This window comes from Terrimonas ginsenosidimutans, assembly GCF_022012415.1.
Classification (GTDB): Bacteria; Bacteroidota; Bacteroidia; order Chitinophagales; family Chitinophagaceae; genus Terrimonas_A; species Terrimonas_A ginsenosidimutans.
In genome coordinates, this window is the sequence record NZ_JAKLTR010000005.1 from 1 (window position 1) to 17,857 (window position 17,857).

Genomic DNA, 17,857 nt, shown 5'->3' on the forward strand with positions numbered 1-17,857 from the left:
CAACCCCTCGGGAAAAAAACGCCTTGCCCGCCCGGCAAAAAAAGTGCACAGAGCCTTCGACCTCCCGTCGAAAAAAACCACCTTCCCCGAAATCATTTACCTTTGCCCCATGATTGTAATAGACAACATCCTGATCAGTGACGAAGTAATCGAAAAGAGGTTTGTCTGCGACCTGGGAAAATGCAAAGGCGGGTGCTGCGAAGACGGCGATGCCGGTGCTCCGTTGGCCAAAGACGAACTGGCAATGGTAGATAAATATTACGAAAAGATTAAATCCTATCTCCCGGCCGATGCCATCGCCGAGATCGAGAGAAAAGGACTCTACGAATATAATGACGAATTCGGCTGGGTTACCCCCACATTGCCAAGCGACAATGAGATCTGTGTTTATGCCTATCGCGAGCGCGACGGCATGATCAAATGCGCATTCGAACAGGCTTATTATGACGGGCTGATCTCCTGGAAAAAACCCATCAGCTGCCACCTGTATCCTATCATCGCTAAATCAGGCGTGCATGGCGATTATGAACGCGTCAATTACGAACCGCGGGAGCAGATGTGCAAACCAGCCTGTCAGCTCGGTGAAGAACTGAAGGTACCCGTCTACAAATTCCTGAAAGAGCCACTTATCAGAAAATACGGCGAAGAGTTTTACGAAACACTCGACGCTATTGCCACCGGTTATTTTGATGAAAATGAAAAATAGCAACAGGTGAAAGATACAGTTTCCCGTTTTCAAACAAAAAGTGCTGAGAAAGCTGCGGACCTCAAACACCGCAAGACGATCAATTTCAATATTGGTAAATACAATGCTGTTGTGCCAAATGGTAAGCAGCAGTTTGCGGAACTTGAACTTGCCCGTGAGCGGGCCAAGAACCTGAAATGGCGTGCCATCGAAACGCTTGATCAGCATCTTGAAAGTTTTGAGTCGAACATCTCCCGTCGTGGTGCTAAAGTGATCTGGGCAGAAAATGCAGAACAGGCCCTGGCAGAGATCGGGAAGATCTGCGAAGAAAAGAACTGCAAAACGCTGGTGAAAAGCAAGAGCATGGTCACAGAGGAGATCCACCTGAACCACTATCTTGAAAAGAAGGGTATCGAGAGCATTGAAACAGACCTGGGAGAATACATTCAGCAACTGGATAACGAGCCCCCCTATCATATCGTTACGCCTGCCATGCACAAAAGCAAGGAGGACATCGCTAAACTTTTTGCCGAAAAACTGGGCACAGACCCCTCTCTGACTCCCGAACAACTGACCCTTGTTGCACGGGATATCCTCCGCCAGAAATACAGGGAGGCAGAAGTAGGGGTGACCGGCGCTAACTTTATCATTGCGGATATTGGCGCGGTTGCCGTTACAGAGAATGAGGGCAATGGCCGGCTCAGCTGCTCCATGCCGAAAACACATATCGTCATCGTTGGAATTGAAAAGGTGATCCCATCTATGACGGATCTGGGCTTGTTCTGGCCCTTATTGGCCACATTCGGAACAGGTCAGCGGATCACCTCCTATAACACGATCATTGCGGGGCCAAAGCAACCCGGAGAAACGGATGGGCCCGAAGAAATGTATGTGATCCTGCTTGACAATGGCAGGACCAATATTCTTGCCAGTGAAAAGCAAAGGGAAAGCCTTTATTGCATCCGTTGCGGCGCTTGTCTGAATGCTTGCCCTGTTTATAAAAATATTGGCGGCCATACTTATGGGACAACATACAGCGGTCCTATCGGATCAGTGATCACCCCGAATCTGAAAGAGATGGGTGACTGGAAACATCTGAGCTATGCATCATCACTTTGCGGGAATTGTACGGAAGTTTGCGCCGTTAAGATCAATCTCCATGAATTATTGTTAGAGAACAGGCATGAAGCTGTTGTGGAAAAGGAAACAGACTTCTCTGAACGTATCGTGTGGAAGATGTGGAAGACGGCTATGCTCAAAAGAAAATGGATGAATGCCGGCAGTGGGAACATGAAAAGCTGGGTCATCAATAAAGTAGGGAAAGCCTGGACAAAAAATCACGGCAAGCTTGATTTTCCAAAGAAATCATTCAATGAGCAGTGGTTAGAGAAACATCCGGAAGACAAAAGGAAAAGATAGTATCTTAACGGTTGTACAATTACTCCTTTGCTCGTTTACACTCCTGAAATAACGCCCCGCATACAATACATCTTCGATTTTATCGGGAAGGAACTGCTGCAGGAAGGATTCTTCCTTACAAGCGATAGACAAACATTCATCAATGATACAAATCCAGCTATCAACTATTCGGACGAACGGATCAGAACAGACGAATGGTTTTTAAAAGCAACACCGCTTTTATCAGAAACAGGCATTCAACAACAGGATGTTTCATGTTCCGAACAACCGGGCTTTAAAACTTTTTTTCCAACAAAAGGTGATCTTCCTTTCGACATCTTCGCCGCTGCGTTCTATCTCTTAAGCCGTTATGAAGAATATCTTCCGCATGAAAAGGATATGTACGGAAGATACGCTCATCAAAATTCACTTGCATTCCGTGAAGGATTTTTGAATGTTCCATTGGTTAATACCTGGCTTGACTTCTTTAAGACATCTTTGAAAAACAGGTTTCCTTCGCTTGTATTCAAATCCACTTCATTTCTGTTCCTTCCGACATACGATATTGACATTGCATGGTCATTTAAACACAAAGGTTGGCGAAGACAACTTGGAGGATTTGCCAGATTATTTTTAACAGGAAAATGGAGCGATATTGGCAATCGCCTCTCTGTTCTCAGGGGTAAAACAAAAGATCCGTTTGATGCATACGGCTGGATGAATCAGCTGCATGAGAAGTATAAGCTGAAGCCCTACTATTTCTTTTTACTGGCTACCAGACCGGGGAAGTATGACAAGAATATCTCACCGTTCAATACGGCGATGAAGAACCTGGTCAGTGAACATGTCATCCGTTATCCTGTCGGAATTCATCCTTCATGGCAAAGCGGAGAAGATCATCATGAATTAAATAAAGAGATCGGGTTACTGGCAGATCTGACCGGTAACAAAATACTGTCGTCCCGGCAGCATTATATCCGGTTTACATTACCGGAAACATTCCGAAGACTGATCGGTAGTGGTGTAGGCTTTGACTTTTCAATGGGATATGGAAGTATCAATGGATTCAGAGCGTCAGTTGCAACTCCCTTCTATTGGTATGACCTGGAAAAGGAATTGCAGACAAGCCTGCTACTATTCCCATTTTGTTTTATGGAAGCGAACTCGTTTTATGAACAACATGATTCGCCGCAACAGGCTTTGGCAGAAATGAAGCATTATTACAAAGTGGTGAAGGAAGTAAACGGAACATTTATCATGATCTGGCATAATTCATTCCTGGGGACAGATGAATTGTATAGAGGCTGGCGTGACGTATACGCAGAATTTATGCGTATTAATGCCGGACAAAAATAGAGAAAGACCCTAGCCGGTGTTGCAGCGGTGTATTACAGGCGGATTAACTGAACAGAAAGGCGGATGTGTCTGCCGGGGTTCAACCCTAAAGAAACCATACAGAACCCCTGACTAAACCTCGGTCATATGTCTCGCGAAGGTCACGTAAACATCACGTAAACTTTTTCGTGGATTTAACGGAAATGTCTGGAAGCCGTTTGTTTACCGGAAGATACAAACATAACCATCAGGGAATACTGTCCGATGAGGGGCAGCAAGCAGTTTTCAGGAAAGATGGGTAATGACCAACAATGTCCCGCAAACGGAATCCAAGCCGGGAAGATAAAATCCTGGAAGGATGGTTGGATCAGATCCCCTCAGCTTCCGGTTGTTCCACTGCTGGCAGCGCTTTGAATGCTTTATTCACAAGATAAACGCCTGCGAGCGCAACCAGCCCTCCGGCAATGATATACAAAGTTATCTTCTCTGAAAAAAGTAATGCACCCAACATTGCTGCCACGACCGGATTGACATAGGCATAAATAGAAGCCTGCTCCGTCGGCAGATTCTGCAATGCATATAAATAAGCCATAAAAGAAATAAGCGAGCCAAACAGAACGAGATAGCCTACAGAAGCCCAGGATTGCCAGGGGATCTCGCTGAAAGGAATTGCCAGCTTACTGGAAGGGGTATTGGCAACCTGTGTAAACACAAGAAGTATAAAACCAGAGATCACCATTTGTAATCCGAGGCTGAAATATGGATTGAAAGATGCCGCTTTCTTCTTTGTATAAAGTGTTCCGAATGCCCAGGTCCAGGTAGCCGCCAGTGAGATAAGAATACCAAACCTGAAATCCGGGTTTTGAAAGTCACTCAAATGATCAAAAAATACAACACAGATCCCGGCAAACCCTATCAGTAATCCGATGATCGCTTTTGTTGGGATTTTTGTGCTGGAAGTAAACAGCCCGATAACAACGATCCATAAAGGAAAGATGGAGCCGATAATCGCACCAAGCCCGGCTGTGATATGCTGCAGGCCCCAGGTGCTAAGCCCGTTTGTCAATGCAAAGTTCAGCAGGCTCAATATAACAATGCTGACCCATTCTTTTCTATTAGGAAGTTTAGCGCCTTTTGAAAGAAAGTAGATCACATAGCATAATCCGCCAATGCTTTGCCTGATGCCAGCCATTTGCAATGATGGCATGTATTTCACTCCCTGTTTTGAGGCAAGCCAGGTAGTGCCCCATAAAAAGCAAACCATCGCCAAAGCGAATATCGCTTTGGCGCGGGTGCCTTTACGCCGGATCGTCAGCGGATTAAAAACCGATAACCCGCGAACGGAATTACCGGTTTGTGATAATGTTTTGTATAGGTCGAAACGGGGCATTAATGTTTAAAATGCCTTGTGCCCGTGATCACCATCGCCAGTTTGTTTTCCTGGCAATAATCGATCGAATCTTTATCCCGGATCGAACCGCCAGGCTGGATAAACGAAGTGATACCGGCTTCATGACCCATCTTCACACAATCATTGAACGGGAAGAATGCATCACTTGCCATTACCGCACCGTTGAGGTCGAAGTTGAATTGTTTTGCTTTTTCGACAGCCTGCCTCAAAGAATCTATACGGCTTGTTTGTCCGCAACCTTTTCCGATCAGCTGCCTGTCTTTTACCAGTGCGATCGCATTTGACTTGAGATGCTTACAAACCAGGTTTGCGAAGAGCAGATCATCTTTTTCCGCAGCGGTTGTGGCACGGCCACCCGCTTCTTTCCATTCCGCAAAATTGCCTTCGTCAACACCCTGGGCCAGTACACCATTCAGTACAGATTTATATTGCACTTTATTACCTGGTTGTGCTTTTAACTGAAGCAGGATACGATTCTTTTTTGACTTCAGAATGGTCAGCGCTTCATCGCTGAAAGAAGGGGCGATCAACACTTCAAAGAAGAGTTCGTTGATCGCTTCTGCAGTAGCAGCATCAACCGTTCCGCTTGTTACGAGCACACCGCCAAACGCGCTTTCCGGATCTCCCGCCAGTGCGGCATCCCAGCTTTCTTTGATGCTGCTTCGCTGTGCAATACCGCATACATTGGTATGCTTGATGATCGCAAATGTAATACCAGCACCAGCAAAAGGGAACTCGTTGATAAGCTGAACAGCAGCGTCAACATCCACAAGGTTATTATAAGAAAGTTCTTTACCGTTCAATTGAGCGAACAGTTTATCGAGATCTCCATAGAATACCCCGGTCTGGTGGGGGTTTTCGCCGTAGCGCATTGTTTTCGGGAACGGAATTGATTCCAGGAAATACAGAGAGCTTTCTGTATTAAAGTATTTTGCGATCGCGACATCGTAATGAGCAACAGTCTCGAATGCTTTTGCCGCAAACATTTTGCGTTGTTCAAGGCTCAGCTCGCCATTTTGATTGCGCAGGATCTCTTCCAGTACGGAGTAATCTTTCTTAGCTGCAATCACGGTTACATCGCGGAAGTTCTTCGCTGCGGCACGGATCATTGAAGGTCCTCCGATATCGATCTTTTCAATGATGAGTTTCTCTTCACTGGTAGAAGCAACCGTTTCTTCAAATGGATAAAGGTCCACGATCACAAGGTCAAGTTCAGGGATATTATATTGCTTCATTTCCTCAACATGCGTATCATCGTCACGTTTTCCCAGGATCCCGCCGAACACAGACGGGTGAAGCGTTTTTACCCGGCCTCCAAGAATAGACGGGTAAGTGGTCAGGTTTTCAACCGGAACTACATTGATGCCCAGTTTTTCGATAAACTGCTGAGTGCCGCCGGTGGAATAGATCGTCACACCATTTTCAGACAGCCATTTTACGAGAGAGTCAAGACCGTCTTTGTAAAAAACGGAAATCAATGCAGATTGGATCTTCTTATTCATCCGGTATTTTTTTGATGTTGATAAAGGTCCGGGAGACGGACCGATCTTTTAAAAAATGAGCCGCAAAAGTACGCTATCATAACTTCATCACAAAAGCTCCTTTTGTGCGCACATCATGATATGGAATACCGGATGCTTCACATTCAAGCTGCCAGCGCCGGGAAATGTACGCCGGGACGGATGCATCAGCCACTACCTGCCTGATAGTCATAGCCTCAAGAAGCCCGCTGGCATCGGATGACGGCTTCTGCGACAAAATGATGAGGTCGATCTTCTCTGGAAGATCTGATGACTGATACCTCAATGTGCGATCAATAATGACGATCCTTTTGGACAGAAATGACAGATAATTGCCGGAATTGACCAACAGGCTGGCATAAGGTTGTTTCAAGCGGAATAAACTGCGCGTAAGTCCCTGATCATGATCACCAGGTTCCGCATTGCCAATCGAGGCAAAAGCCCTCCCCCCGATAAAGTCGGCCGACTGCCGGTACACAATGATCATCTGCTGGTTAGCGGTTTTAAGAAAAGATATGCAGCGGATCGTGGCGAATGCCATTAACATCAGCGAGGCAGCATAGAGTAACATCCGCGTTCTGTCCCTGTAGATAAGACAGCAAAGGAGGAAGATCAGGAACGCCGCCAGGAATACGGCCTGTAAAAAGCTTATCTGCAAGCCATCCCATACGGCATAGGGTAATTGCTCTACCCGCTCAACACAGGTATTCATCAGGCGTATCAGAAATGAAGTAAGGGCTGCGGTGAGAGAATAGAGAAATGGTATAAAACTGATCAGGCAAAGGAAGATCTCCAGCAGAAGAATAAGGCTTGATAGCGGGACTGCGATGATGTTTGATATCAGAAAGTAATTCGGAAACTGATGGAAATGATAAATGCAGATCGGCAGCGTGAGTAATTGCGCCGCAAGAGTGACGGCATTCATTTGCCAGATACTATCAACCAGTTTATTGCTGAAACTCAACAGATGGTAGATCGGTTTCATAAAAACAACTATGCCAATGATGGCTGCATAAGACAATTGAAATCCGGCATCCCAAAGCCAGAACGGATTGTAACAAAGGAGGAGAAATGCGGATACTGCCAGGGAATTGAGAACATTTGATCGGCGCGACAAACTGTTACCGATAACAATGCAGGTGAACATGATCGCAGACCGTAATACGGATGGTTGTGCGCCGGCAAGCAGTGTAAAGATCCATAGACCGGCAATGATGAATACAGGGCCGATCCATTTTAGCCTGCGATTTCTGGAAAGAGGCTGCAGCATCTGCACGAGCAGCCAGTAGATCAATCCAAGATGTAACCCGGAAATAGCAATGATATGGACCACGCCCGTATTGGTATAAGATTGGACAAGTGTTTGATCAAGTTCGTCTTCATAGCCGATCAGCAGGGCTTCCGCCAGTCCGCGCTCCCTTTTTTCGGGAAAAGCTTTTTGGAAGGTAGAGAGCACCCGGTTTCTGATCCGGTTAATGAAGCCGGCAATAATACGCTGCTCCCGCCCCACGATGACGAAATCGTTTTTCAGAAACAACTGGTGTGTTATCCCATGGAATAGAGAGTATTCACCGTAATCAAAAGCGCCGGGACTTGCTTTCGGAGAAATTGGCTGAAGCCGGGAGTGGGTGACGAGGATATCGCCGGCGTTCAGATCCTGCAGGTTATTACTTTTTGGAACATACACATAGATCTTTCCTTTTACTGATAATTGCTGATCTTCCCGGATCAATTTGATCACAGTGGCGGTTGTTTTGAAACTTTTCTGCTTTTCTGAAGGGGGTTCGAGCAGTTTTATTACCAAAGCGTCAGTTTCTTGGTATATATTACCAAGCCAAAGGGAGCGTTTCCGAATATCCTGTTGCCAGACAGCGATGGCTCCTAAAGCGAGAAATAGCAGAAATACCGATAGACCATTGATAAACCCGGATCTGAACCGGCTGAAAAACGGCAGTACAGAAAAGCTGTAAACCGCTATCAGTCCGATGCTAACCAACGCTAAACCCAACAGCACACTGACCGGAGTGGGCCAGTAGTATTGACAGGCGATCCCCAGAAAAAAAGGGATCACGAGCCGGCTTACCGGGACTTTTTTCCAGAAAAAACGGGTTGAATTCGGCATATTTCCAGCAAATACAGCGATTAATCAGGAAAGGTTGTTTGATTACGGCAGGGACCGCTTTTTGAAGTACGTTCAATATTCCAATATTTATACGGGTAAATCACCATTTTTTTACGGTGTTTTAAGCGGGTGTAATAACGGTTTTGAATAAATAATCTTCCCGTTTTTATTCCATTTTTTTCACAGAATTCCTTGATTATCCTTATTGTATAAATATGTTTAATTCATAAATTATTGATTATATAGAAATTATACGATAGCCTGCAGCCTGCTGGGGTGATAGTTTTGACTTGTAAACGGTTTTACACCACTCAAAAAAATTAAGGCTATGGTAACTATTCAAACAAAATCATTAAAGGCAGGTAAGCAAGTAGATACGAAACACGTAGACAACGCGATCCGCAATTACAAGCAGGAGAGATGGGCGCAGAATTCTGAGCGTCTTGGGAAGGCAGATTCGCTTAGTGTTTGGTACAGCATTGAGGAGCTCGAGGAGTTTATCGCATTGAGTAAGGAGCATGGCGCGGACGGTCTTAAAATGTATTTCGGAGCGTACGATAAAAATAACACGGAAGATCCTTTGCGTGCGGGACGTCAGACGATCGTGATCGTGGCTACAAAACATAAAGAAGGCAATACAAACAAGGATGTATATATCCAGACAGAGCAGGGGTCAAGTGTTCTTGCTTATAATATGGGAGCGATCTGTCCTCCATTCTGTGGAAAAGATGGCGGTCTTGGCGTAACTATCCTGGATAAGGGCGAAGAGGGATTTGTTCTGGTTTAATCGCTGATTTGCCCTGGGAAAATTTTACAGAACCTCCGCTATCGGAGGTTCTGTTTTTTTAGGCTACATTTAGAGCTTATTATAGCTGAATGTATCCTACGTATATCTATTTCATGGCGATCAGCCTTTTGGCAAGCTTGACAATCTATTTTGTCGATAAGCCGTCTATGCGCTATCTCAAGCTTTTTCCGCCTTTTTTGCTGGTTACAACCAGCATAGAAACATTCGGTTTTTATCAGGCTTCCATAGGCAAATCAACAGTTCTTCTTTACAATTTTTTTTCAGTTTTCGAATTCTGCTTCTATTTCTATGTCATCTCACTGCTGATCACTAATCTCAAAGTAAAGCGGGCGGTATTGATCACGGTATTCTTATACGCTATTGCCGCCTGTATCAATATTCTGTTCATCCAGGGAGTGAAAATGATCCATACGTTCACTTATTCTATCGGTTGTCTGCTGATCGTTGCCTTTTGCATTTATTACTTTTTCGAGCTGTTCCGCCTTCCGAAATCTGTTAAATTGCAGAGTAATCCCGCATTCTGGATCTGTACCGGACTTTTATTTTATTATTGCTGTGGTTTTCCATTGTATGGCTTGTTTAATTACCTGATGCAGATCTCGGTGTTGTTGGTCAGGAACTTTTTTACTATCATCACTATTCTAAATATATTTCTCTATTCCTTATTCACGATCGGCTTTCTATGCATAATCAGGACCAGGAAATATACTTCGTAACGATCGTTGGGCTGATACTGGGCTTGTTGCTGGTTGGCTTTATCGTTACTGCGCTTTTCCTTTACCAGCGCCGCCAACGCCGGCAGGAGTTGGAGGTGGAACGGTTAAAGGATATGTACGAAAAGGAAGCACTGCGTTCCCAACTCGAGATCCAGGAAGATACTTTTAAAACGATCGCCCAGGAGCTCCATGATAATATCGGGCAAATGCTTTCGGTTGTAAAGCTTACCCTCTCGATCGTACCGGTAGAAAAGGAACACGTGGCATTTGAACAGATCCAGAGCTCTCAGCAACTGCTGAATAAAGCCATCTTTGATCTTTCCAATCTTACCAAAGGTCTACATACAGACAGGATCGCTCAGATCGGTCTGGCAGAGTCCATCCGCTTTGAATTATATGCACTGAAAAAAGCGGGCATCCTTCAGGTCCAGTTTTCGATAGACGGAGATGAAGCGGAGCTTCCAGAGCAGAAATCCATCTTCCTGTTCCGGATCTTTCAGGAGTCGTTAAATAATATCTTAAAACACTCCAAGGCCACTACACTGATCGTACATTTGAGTTTTTCGGAGGAGTTGTTCACGATGGAGATCACGGATAATGGCGTCGGATTTGATGTACATGAAAAAAGGGGTTCCACTAATTCGTACAGCGGTGTTGGGTTGAAAAGCGTTTTCAACCGCGCAAAACTTATCGGCGCAGATCTTTCTATCGACAGCAGTCCCGCAAATGGAACAACAATCTGGATAGAACTTCCCCTGGATAAGGAATCATAATCATGGCAAAAACAAAGCAGAAAATACAGGTCGCAATTGCTGATGATCACAGTCTTCTTCGCAATGCACTCGCAAAACTTATCGGAACATTTGAGGGTTACACCGTGATCTTTGAAGCAGACAACGGAAAAGACCTTCGCACCAAGATCATGCAAAACGTTGTTCCCGACATTGTACTACTCGATATCAATATGCCGGAAATGGATGGTTTCGAAACAACACAATGGCTTCATAAAACCTATCCGCATATAAAAATACTGGCCCTGTCCATGCTGAGTGATGAAAAAACGATCATCAAGATGTTCCGGCTCGGTGCTAAAGGATATCTTCTGAAAAACACCGATCCTGCAGAACTCAAACAGGCGCTGGATTCGATCGTAGATAAAAGTGTTTATCTCTCAGAGTATGTGTCTGGCAAGCTGGTAATGGGACTTCACCAGGAAGCTGAGCCCACGGAGAAAGAAGTTGTGCTGCAGGAAAAGGAGCGCGAATTCCTCAGATGGGTGTGCTCCGAACTATCGTATAAGGAAATTGCAGAAAAGATGTTCCTGAGTCCAAGAACAATTGACGACTACCGGCAGTCTCTCTTCAATAAACTCAAAGTGCATAGCCGCGTAGGGCTGGTAATGTACTCCATTAAGAATGGTATTGTGGAAATGTAAAGAGTAAGTCCAAATTAAAAATTAAAAAAAATACCCTGACAAAGGAACTCTTCCAATGCCAGGGTAATTTTTTTTATTTTTAATTTGGACTTTTTACTTCGACAGGTACATGCTCCTGTCTTTATAAAGTTGTCTGAAATAGGGGTCTCTCAGATCTTTTACAAACCTGATCGCTTCACCGGTTGATTTCATTTCAGGTCCGAGTTCTTTATTCACGCCGGGGAATTTGTTGAAGCTGAACACCGGTTCTTTGATCGCGAAGCCTTTCAGCTTTTTCTCAAACTTGAAATCCTTCAGTGTATTTGCTCCGATCATGATCTTGGTAGCCACATTCAGGTATGGGATCTGGTATGCTTTTGCGATGAATGGAGTGGTGCGTGACGCGCGCGGATTTGCTTCGATCACGAATACTTTTCCGTCTTTGATCGCAAACTGAATATTGATCAACCCTTTTATTTTCAATGCCCTGGCGATCTTTTCGGAATAATACTCCATCGTAGTCACTTCCATTGGAGTGAGATTGAATGCCGGTAGAACGGCATTGCTGTCTCCACTGTGAATACCTGCCGGTTCGATGTGTTCCATCACTCCCATTACGTGGAAGTTCTCGCCGTCAAATATCGCGTCCACTTCAGCTTCCTGGCAACGGTCGAGGAAGTGATCGATCAGGATCTTATTTCCAGGGATATGTTTCAGAAGGCTTACTACAGCCTTTTCCACTTCTTCGTCATTGATCACGATCCGCATGCGCTGTCCGCCGAGTACATAGGAAGGGCGAACCAGTACGGGATATCCTACATTATTGGCAACCGCGATCGCTTCATCCACATCGTATGCAGTTCCGTAATCCGGATAAGGAATGCTCAGCTCTTTCAGCAGATCACTGAAACGGCCGCGATCTTCTGCGATATCCATACTGTCATATGAAGTACCGATGATCTTGATTCCTTTATTATGAAGTTTTTCTGCCAGCTTCAACGCTGTTTGTCCACCCAGCTGAACGATCACACCTTCTGGTTTTTCATGCTCGATGATATCCCAGAGATGTTCCCAGTATACCGGCTCGAAGTATAATTTGTCTGCGATATCAAAATCTGTAGAAACGGTTTCAGGGTTACAGTTTACCATGATCGCTTCGTAACCTGCCTCTTTGATCGCGAGTAATCCGTGAACGCAGCAGTAATCGAATTCAATGCCCTGCCCGATACGGTTAGGGCCAGAACCCAGTACAACGATCTTTTTCTTATCGGAGACCTTGCTTTCGTTAATGTTGCCACTTTCAAACGTGGAGTAGAAATAAGGCGTTTTTGCTTCAAATTCTGCAGAGCAGGTATCTACCATTTTATAGACACGTGTGATACCGGCTTCTTTTCTTTTCTTATATACGTCTTCTTCGTCACCATGTTCAAGGATACGGCTGATCTGCTCATCACTAAAGCCGTTTACTTTTGCTTCTTTCAGCAGCTCGATGGGTAAAGTATCAAGATCGTATTTCGCGATCTCTTTTTCTATGTTGCAGATCTTCTGGATCTCTGCGATGAACCAGCGGTCGATGCCATTGGTCGCTTTAGAGATCGTTCCGATAGAGATACCAGCCATCAATGCGTCTTTGATACGGAAGATGCGGTCCCATTTCGGTACTTTGATATATTCCAGCAGCTCTTCAGCGTGCATCATGCTTTTGCCGTAGTATCCGAGACCAACAGCGTTGTTCTCCAGGCTCTGACATGCTTTCTGGATCGCTTCTGTGAAACTGCGTCCGATAGACATCACTTCACCAACGCTTTTCATCTGGAGGCCGAGTGTATCGTCAGCTCCTTTGAACTTATCGAAGTTCCAGCGCGGCACTTTCACTATCACGTAGTCAAGTGCCGGTTCGAAATAAGCAGAAGTTGTTTTGGTGATCTGGTTTTCCAGTTCATCCAGGTTGTATCCGATTGCCAGTTTTGCCGCGATTTTCGCGATTGGATAACCAGTCGCTTTTGATGCAAGCGCGGATGAACGGCTTACGCGCGGATTGATCTCGATCGCGATGATCTCTTCTGTATTCGGGTTGAGGGAGAATTGGACATTACATCCGCCGGCGAAGTTGCCGAGGTCACGCATCATCATGATCGCTGTGTTCCTCATGAGCTGCATAGCGGTATCGCTCAGTGTCATTGCCGGGGCAACCGTGATGGAATCGCCGGTATGCACACCCATCGGGTCAAAATTCTCTACGGTGCAGATGATACAAACGTTGTCGGCCGAGTCACGGAGCAATTCGAGCTCGAACTCTTTCCAGCCAAGTACAGCTTTTTCAACCAGCACTTCGTGTATGGGTGAAGCCTGAAGGCCGCGGTTGAGCGCCTCATCCAGGTCGTTTTTATCATGTACGAAACCACCGCCGGTTCCTCCAAGTGTGAAAGAGGGGCGGATCACCAGCGGGAAGCCGATCTCCTGTGCAAATTCCTTTCCTTCCAGGAAAGAGTTGGCAGTTTTGGCTGTCGCTACGGGTACACCAAGCGCGATCATCCACTGGCGGAATTTTTCACGGTCTTCTGCTTTGTCGATGGCCTTAATGTCCACACCGATCAGGCGAACGTTGTATTTTTCCCAGATCCCGAGGTCTTCGGCTTCTTTAGCCAGGTTGAGCGCTGTTTGGCCACCCATTGTTGGTAACACCGCGTCGATCTGGTTTTCTTCCAGGATCTGTTCAATGCTTTCCACTGTTAGTGGAAGCAGGTACACTTTGTCTGCCATCATAGGGTCGGTCATGATGGTAGCCGGGTTGCTGTTGATCAGGTACACTTTCACACCCTCTTCGCGAAGGCTGCGGGCTGCCTGGGTACCGGAATAGTCAAATTCACAGGCCTGACCAATAACAATAGGCCCTGAGCCGATGATCAGGACCGAACGAATGGAAGTATCTTTTGGCATCTTTAACTAAGAAGGGGGTTAACCGGATTGCCCGGGGTTATTGTCAAAACAAATTCCGCAAAATTAAGGGAATCGGGTGGTTTTGGAGGGGGTAAGGGGAAAGTTTTTTAGGGGTAGGTCGGTAGGGCGCTTGTACTTTTTGATCTGACGCAAAAAAGAAGCGGAAATAGCCTGCCCGCGCCAGGCCACCGCGTGTTAAAATGGGTGAAGGAGGTTTTTTCGACAGGAGCGTCGAAAGGCTCTTTTTTGCCGGCGGGCAAGGCGCTCTTTTTCGAGGGGTTGCCTCGAAGACTCCGTTTACTTTTTTTGCCTTGATGCAAAAAAAGTAACAAAAAAAGATCAAGGCTGGGAAAAACTGGCTAAAAATGGGAGGATGTCACCTGCACCAAAAAAACTCGCCCGTCCAGGTTTAGGATTGAATGGTGTGTTGGGCTCAGACAGTTTTTGGCGCCTTCGCACACCTGCGGTGTGGCTCAGACGGTGCCAGCCTCCCATTTTCTTAACGCCATTTTTTCCAAGGCCGGGGGCGTTGAGAGAGGAGGATTCGGTTGCGAGGAATATTCGTTATAACTCAGTAGCTGTTTCATAATTTGAAAATGGTACTCTTTCTATTCTATACGTTTGTAATAAGAGAACAGAAAACCTGCTAGAACCGTATGGTTACAATCCTGTCGAGGCCTTCTGCCCGCTTTAAGAGCGGCGGCCTAGCGCAAATGGCGTTAAAAAAATTATGGGCGTAACCGACGAGCCGAAGGCGAGGGCGCTTAAATATTGTCTGAGCCAACACGCCAATCAATCCCAAACACTCCTCCGGCGAGTTTATTTTAGTGCCAGGTGCAGCCCATAATTTTTAGCCATTTGCGCGTAGCCTTGATCTTTTTTTGTTACTTTTTTTGCATCAAGGCAAAAAAAGTAAACGGAGTCTTTCGACCTCACCTCGGAAAAAAACGCCTTGCCCGCCGGCAAAAAAGTAAACGGACCCTTCGACCTCCCGTCGAAAAACACCATGCTTCCGCATATAAAGCGCTACGAAGTTCAAAGCTTCTACCGTAAAAAGCAAGTACATTTAAATGAATAAACTCCAACATCACACTATCACTACCCTCACAAAACAGGAAAGCAATTCCCCACCTCCTCCAATCGCAAACTAAATTATAATGCGCCGCAGGCCCACTAACAATTGTAAGCATAAAAAAAGCGGCCATACGGCCGCTTACAATATATATCGGGATGTCAAAAGCAAATTGATCAGCTATGATAGGTAGACATTTCAATCTCGTCCAGGACGATCTCCTGACGATCGGCGTGTTGTTCCTGCGCGCTTCTCTCCGGTTGACGGCTTTTCATTTTCGCAACCCACTTATGACGCATTTGCTGGCCCTTTACTTTACCAACAAACACACCTGCAAATACGATCATACCTAACACCGCGGAGTAAAAAACTTTTCTCATAACACAACACTTTAGAAGTGAAAAATTCGGTACTGCAAGCTAAAATTTCGTGCCACAATTTGCAATACCACTATAAGGGTACAACGAATTAATGTTTTTCTAATAAAGAGTTGAGTGAACTGTTAAAAGCTGCATGCAGACTGAACATTTTGTTATGTACAAAACGAATATTTTTTTGTCGATTCTTTGCAACCATCCAAAAACATAAAATGTCCTTAACTTTATTTTAATGATTAGATGTATTACTACCACCGTCGCTTGTCTGTTATTATTTCAGGGATTAACTTTTTCACAGACACCTTCGTACCCTAAAGGATATTTTCGCTGGCCATTGAATCTGAATCCGGAGATCGTTGCAAATCTCGGTGAACTGCGCTCCAATCACTGGCATATGGGATTGGACATGCGCACAAATCAGGTGGTAAATCAGATGGTATATGCAGCAGCTGATGGCTACGTAGCTTATATCGGCGTACGACCCTTAAGTTTTGGAAGATTTATCATTATCAATCATCCGAATGGGCTATCCACCCTGTATGCTCACCTGAATGATTTTGCTCCGGATATTGAAAAATATGTGACCGAACAGCAGTATAAACAACAAAGCTGGCCTGTTGAGCTGGAAATACCCGCTACCCTTTTTCCTGTTAAAAAAGGAACATTTATCTCTTACAGCGGAACGACCGGCGGTTCGCAAGGACCGCATGTGCATTTCGAAATAAGAGATACAAAAAGCGGGAAATGCCTGAATCCGATGATGTTTGGTTTTCCACTTACAGATAATGTACCCCCGTCCATAACCAGGTTGGTAATGTATAACAGGGAAGGCCCTGTATTTTATACGAAACCGGCATTTTTTCCCGTAAAGAAAATTGCAACGGGTTATGTGCCATCGCAAGCTGGTGTAATAAAAACGACGAACAGCAAGATCAGCTTTGCGATCCAGGCAATCGACCGGATCAGCGGATCGTCAAACGAGGATGGCTTCTATTCAGCATTTCTTTACCTTGATAACAAGCTTGTAAACGGTTTTGTTCTTGATAGCATCGGGTATGATCAAACCCGTTATCTGAACGCACAGGTTGACTATACTTTGCGCTTCAACGGCGGGCCCTGGGTGCAACATCTGTCAAGGCTACCCGGAAACGTTGGCAACGTATATCGTCCCCAATGGGAAGAAGGTGTGATCCGGTTGGAAGATACACTCGTGCACGCGGTAAGAATTGAAGTAAAAGACGCGAATCAGAACCTGTCTGTTCTTAATTTCTCGGTACAGCGCAAAATTGTACCGCCATCTGATAAGATCACTCCGGCAAAGCCTTTCGTTCCTAACTACGTGAATATTTTTGAGCAGCCCGATTTTCAAATGTATCTGCCGGAAAAGGCGATCTATGATACGGTTTATCCTAATTACCACCGGGCTGCATCAAACGCTACCAATGCGGTGTCTGCGATCCATCAGATCAGCAACCCTTCTATTCCGGTCGAAGGAAAAATAAGAGTAAGTATCAAGCCTGACCGGTCAGTACCGGCAAACTGGCGCAATAAGCTCATCATCCAGCGAACCTACAGGAATAGCCAGGACAACAGGCTTGCTTCCTGGAATAATGAATGGGTCTCTGCGGAATTTGGAGATTTCGGAAACTACCAGGTAATCGCGGATCTTACCCCACCGGCCTTGAGTGAGTTGGGCAAGGGAGACACGATCAATCTCAGCGGCGCAAAAAGGATCGCCTTTACTCCAACAGATAATATGGGGATTAAAAGCTTCAGAGCCGAACTGAACGGACAATGGCTGCGGTTTACCAACGATAAAGGCCGCACCTGGATATATGAGTTTGACGAAAGAGTACCTTATGGAGTTTATCAACTGAAAGTAGAAGTGCAGGATATAGTCGGAAACACTACTACTAAAACATGGTGGTTCAAAAGAGCCGCCTATACACCGCCTCCACCAAAGAAAAAAGCCACTAAAGCCCGTTCAAAGAAGGTGGTGAAGAAGAAAAAATAATCATTAAAGGAAAGAACGCCAACTGGTATTCTTTCCTTTTTTTTG

Annotated in this window: 13 protein-coding genes; 8 read left to right on the plus strand and 5 right to left on the minus strand. The window is 45.4% G+C overall.

The features are described 5' to 3' along the window. From LZZ85_RS09060 to LZZ85_RS09070, 3 genes are all read left to right on the plus strand, one after another. The coding region (locus LZZ85_RS09060; RefSeq protein ID WP_237870836.1) for a DUF3109 family protein at positions 1 to 706 on the plus strand (706 nt) is incomplete at its 5' end. Positions 707 to 712: 6 nt separating this feature from the next. Further along, positions 713 to 2,104: a LutB/LldF family L-lactate oxidation iron-sulfur protein gene (locus tag LZZ85_RS09065; RefSeq protein ID WP_237870838.1), complete on the plus strand. Its 1,392-nt coding sequence runs from the start codon at positions 713 to 715 to the stop codon at positions 2,102 to 2,104. Positions 2,105 to 2,131: 27 nt separating this feature from the next. Continuing rightward, on the plus strand, positions 2,132 to 3,439 hold the full coding sequence (locus LZZ85_RS09070) for a polysaccharide deacetylase family protein (RefSeq protein WP_237870840.1): 1,308 nt from the start codon (positions 2,132 to 2,134) through the stop codon (positions 3,437 to 3,439). Positions 3,440 to 3,785: 346 nt separating this feature from the next. Here the strand turns inward: LZZ85_RS09070 and LZZ85_RS09075 are convergent, their stop codons facing one another. The 3 genes from LZZ85_RS09075 to LZZ85_RS09085 form a co-directional block, all read right to left on the minus strand. After that, complete coding sequence (locus LZZ85_RS09075; RefSeq protein ID WP_237870842.1) at positions 3,786 to 4,808, minus strand: DMT family transporter; 1,023 nt, start codon at positions 4,806 to 4,808, stop codon at positions 3,786 to 3,788. Next, positions 4,808 to 6,331, minus strand: coding sequence for a bifunctional phosphoribosylaminoimidazolecarboxamide formyltransferase/IMP cyclohydrolase (gene purH, locus LZZ85_RS09080; protein ID WP_237870844.1), 1,524 nt, complete (start codon positions 6,329 to 6,331; stop codon positions 4,808 to 4,810). The genes LZZ85_RS09075 and purH overlap by 1 nt, the downstream gene beginning before the upstream one ends. A gap of 76 nt (positions 6,332 to 6,407) precedes the next feature. Beyond that, entirely contained in the window at positions 6,408 to 8,471 is a 2,064-nt protein-coding gene (locus LZZ85_RS09085; protein ID WP_237870846.1) for a ComEC/Rec2 family competence protein, read from the minus strand. A 328-nt stretch (positions 8,472 to 8,799) separates the two neighbouring features. Here LZZ85_RS09085 and LZZ85_RS09090 point away from each other — a divergent pair, with 328 nt between their 5' ends. From LZZ85_RS09090 to LZZ85_RS09105, 4 genes are all read left to right on the plus strand, one after another. Next, complete coding sequence (locus LZZ85_RS09090) at positions 8,800 to 9,258, plus strand: hypothetical protein (RefSeq protein ID WP_237870848.1); 459 nt, start codon at positions 8,800 to 8,802, stop codon at positions 9,256 to 9,258. 89 nt (positions 9,259 to 9,347) lie between these two features. Further along, positions 9,348 to 9,995 (plus strand): hypothetical protein, encoded by a 648-nt coding sequence (locus tag LZZ85_RS09095; protein WP_237870850.1) that lies wholly within the window; start codon positions 9,348 to 9,350, stop codon positions 9,993 to 9,995. After that, a complete protein-coding gene (locus tag LZZ85_RS09100) occupies positions 9,962 to 10,768 on the plus strand; it encodes a sensor histidine kinase (RefSeq protein WP_237870852.1) in 807 nt (268 codons plus the stop codon). The genes LZZ85_RS09095 and LZZ85_RS09100 overlap by 34 nt, the downstream gene beginning before the upstream one ends. 2 nt (positions 10,769 to 10,770) lie before the next feature. Then, complete coding sequence (locus LZZ85_RS09105) at positions 10,771 to 11,430, plus strand: response regulator transcription factor (RefSeq protein ID WP_237870854.1); 660 nt, start codon at positions 10,771 to 10,773, stop codon at positions 11,428 to 11,430. A 93-nt stretch (positions 11,431 to 11,523) separates the two neighbouring features. Here LZZ85_RS09105 and carB read toward each other — a convergent pair whose 3' ends face one another. Both carB and LZZ85_RS09115 read right to left on the minus strand, forming a co-directional pair. Next, complete coding sequence (gene carB, locus LZZ85_RS09110; RefSeq protein WP_237870856.1) at positions 11,524 to 14,349, minus strand: carbamoyl-phosphate synthase large subunit; 2,826 nt, start codon at positions 14,347 to 14,349, stop codon at positions 11,524 to 11,526. 1,248 nt (positions 14,350 to 15,597) lie between these two features. Beyond that, positions 15,598 to 15,801 (minus strand): hypothetical protein, encoded by a 204-nt coding sequence (locus LZZ85_RS09115; RefSeq protein ID WP_237870858.1) that lies wholly within the window; start codon positions 15,799 to 15,801, stop codon positions 15,598 to 15,600. A gap of 229 nt (positions 15,802 to 16,030) precedes the next feature. Here LZZ85_RS09115 and LZZ85_RS09120 point away from each other — a divergent pair, with 229 nt between their 5' ends. Beyond that, positions 16,031 to 17,812 (plus strand): M23 family metallopeptidase, encoded by a 1,782-nt coding sequence (locus LZZ85_RS09120; RefSeq protein ID WP_237870860.1) that lies wholly within the window; start codon positions 16,031 to 16,033, stop codon positions 17,810 to 17,812. The last annotated feature ends 45 nt before the right edge of the window (positions 17,813 to 17,857 follow it).

Bases quoted from the DNA above. Each gene is read 5' to 3' on its own strand.
- LZZ85_RS09075 (WP_237870842.1), bottom strand. From the start codon at position 4,808: ATGCCCCGTTTCGACCTATACAAAACATTATCACAAACCGGTAATTCC.
- LZZ85_RS09095 (WP_237870850.1), top strand. From the start codon at position 9,348: ATGTATCCTACGTATATCTATTTCATGGCGATCAGCCTTTTGGCAAGC.
- LZZ85_RS09115 (WP_237870858.1), bottom strand. From the start codon at position 15,801: ATGAGAAAAGTTTTTTACTCCGCGGTGTTAGGTATGATCGTATTTGCA.
- LZZ85_RS09105 (WP_237870854.1), top strand. From the start codon at position 10,771: ATGGCAAAAACAAAGCAGAAAATACAGGTCGCAATTGCTGATGATCAC.
- LZZ85_RS09120 (WP_237870860.1), top strand. From the start codon at position 16,031: ATGATTAGATGTATTACTACCACCGTCGCTTGTCTGTTATTATTTCAG.
- LZZ85_RS09085 (WP_237870846.1), bottom strand. From the start codon at position 8,471: ATGCCGAATTCAACCCGTTTTTTCTGGAAAAAAGTCCCGGTAAGCCGG.
- carB (WP_237870856.1), bottom strand. From the start codon at position 14,349: ATGCCAAAAGATACTTCCATTCGTTCGGTCCTGATCATCGGCTCAGGG.
- purH (WP_237870844.1), bottom strand. From the start codon at position 6,331: ATGAATAAGAAGATCCAATCTGCATTGATTTCCGTTTTTTACAAAGAC.
- LZZ85_RS09090 (WP_237870848.1), top strand. From the start codon at position 8,800: ATGGTAACTATTCAAACAAAATCATTAAAGGCAGGTAAGCAAGTAGAT.
- LZZ85_RS09100 (WP_237870852.1), top strand. From the start codon at position 9,962: ATGCATAATCAGGACCAGGAAATATACTTCGTAACGATCGTTGGGCTG.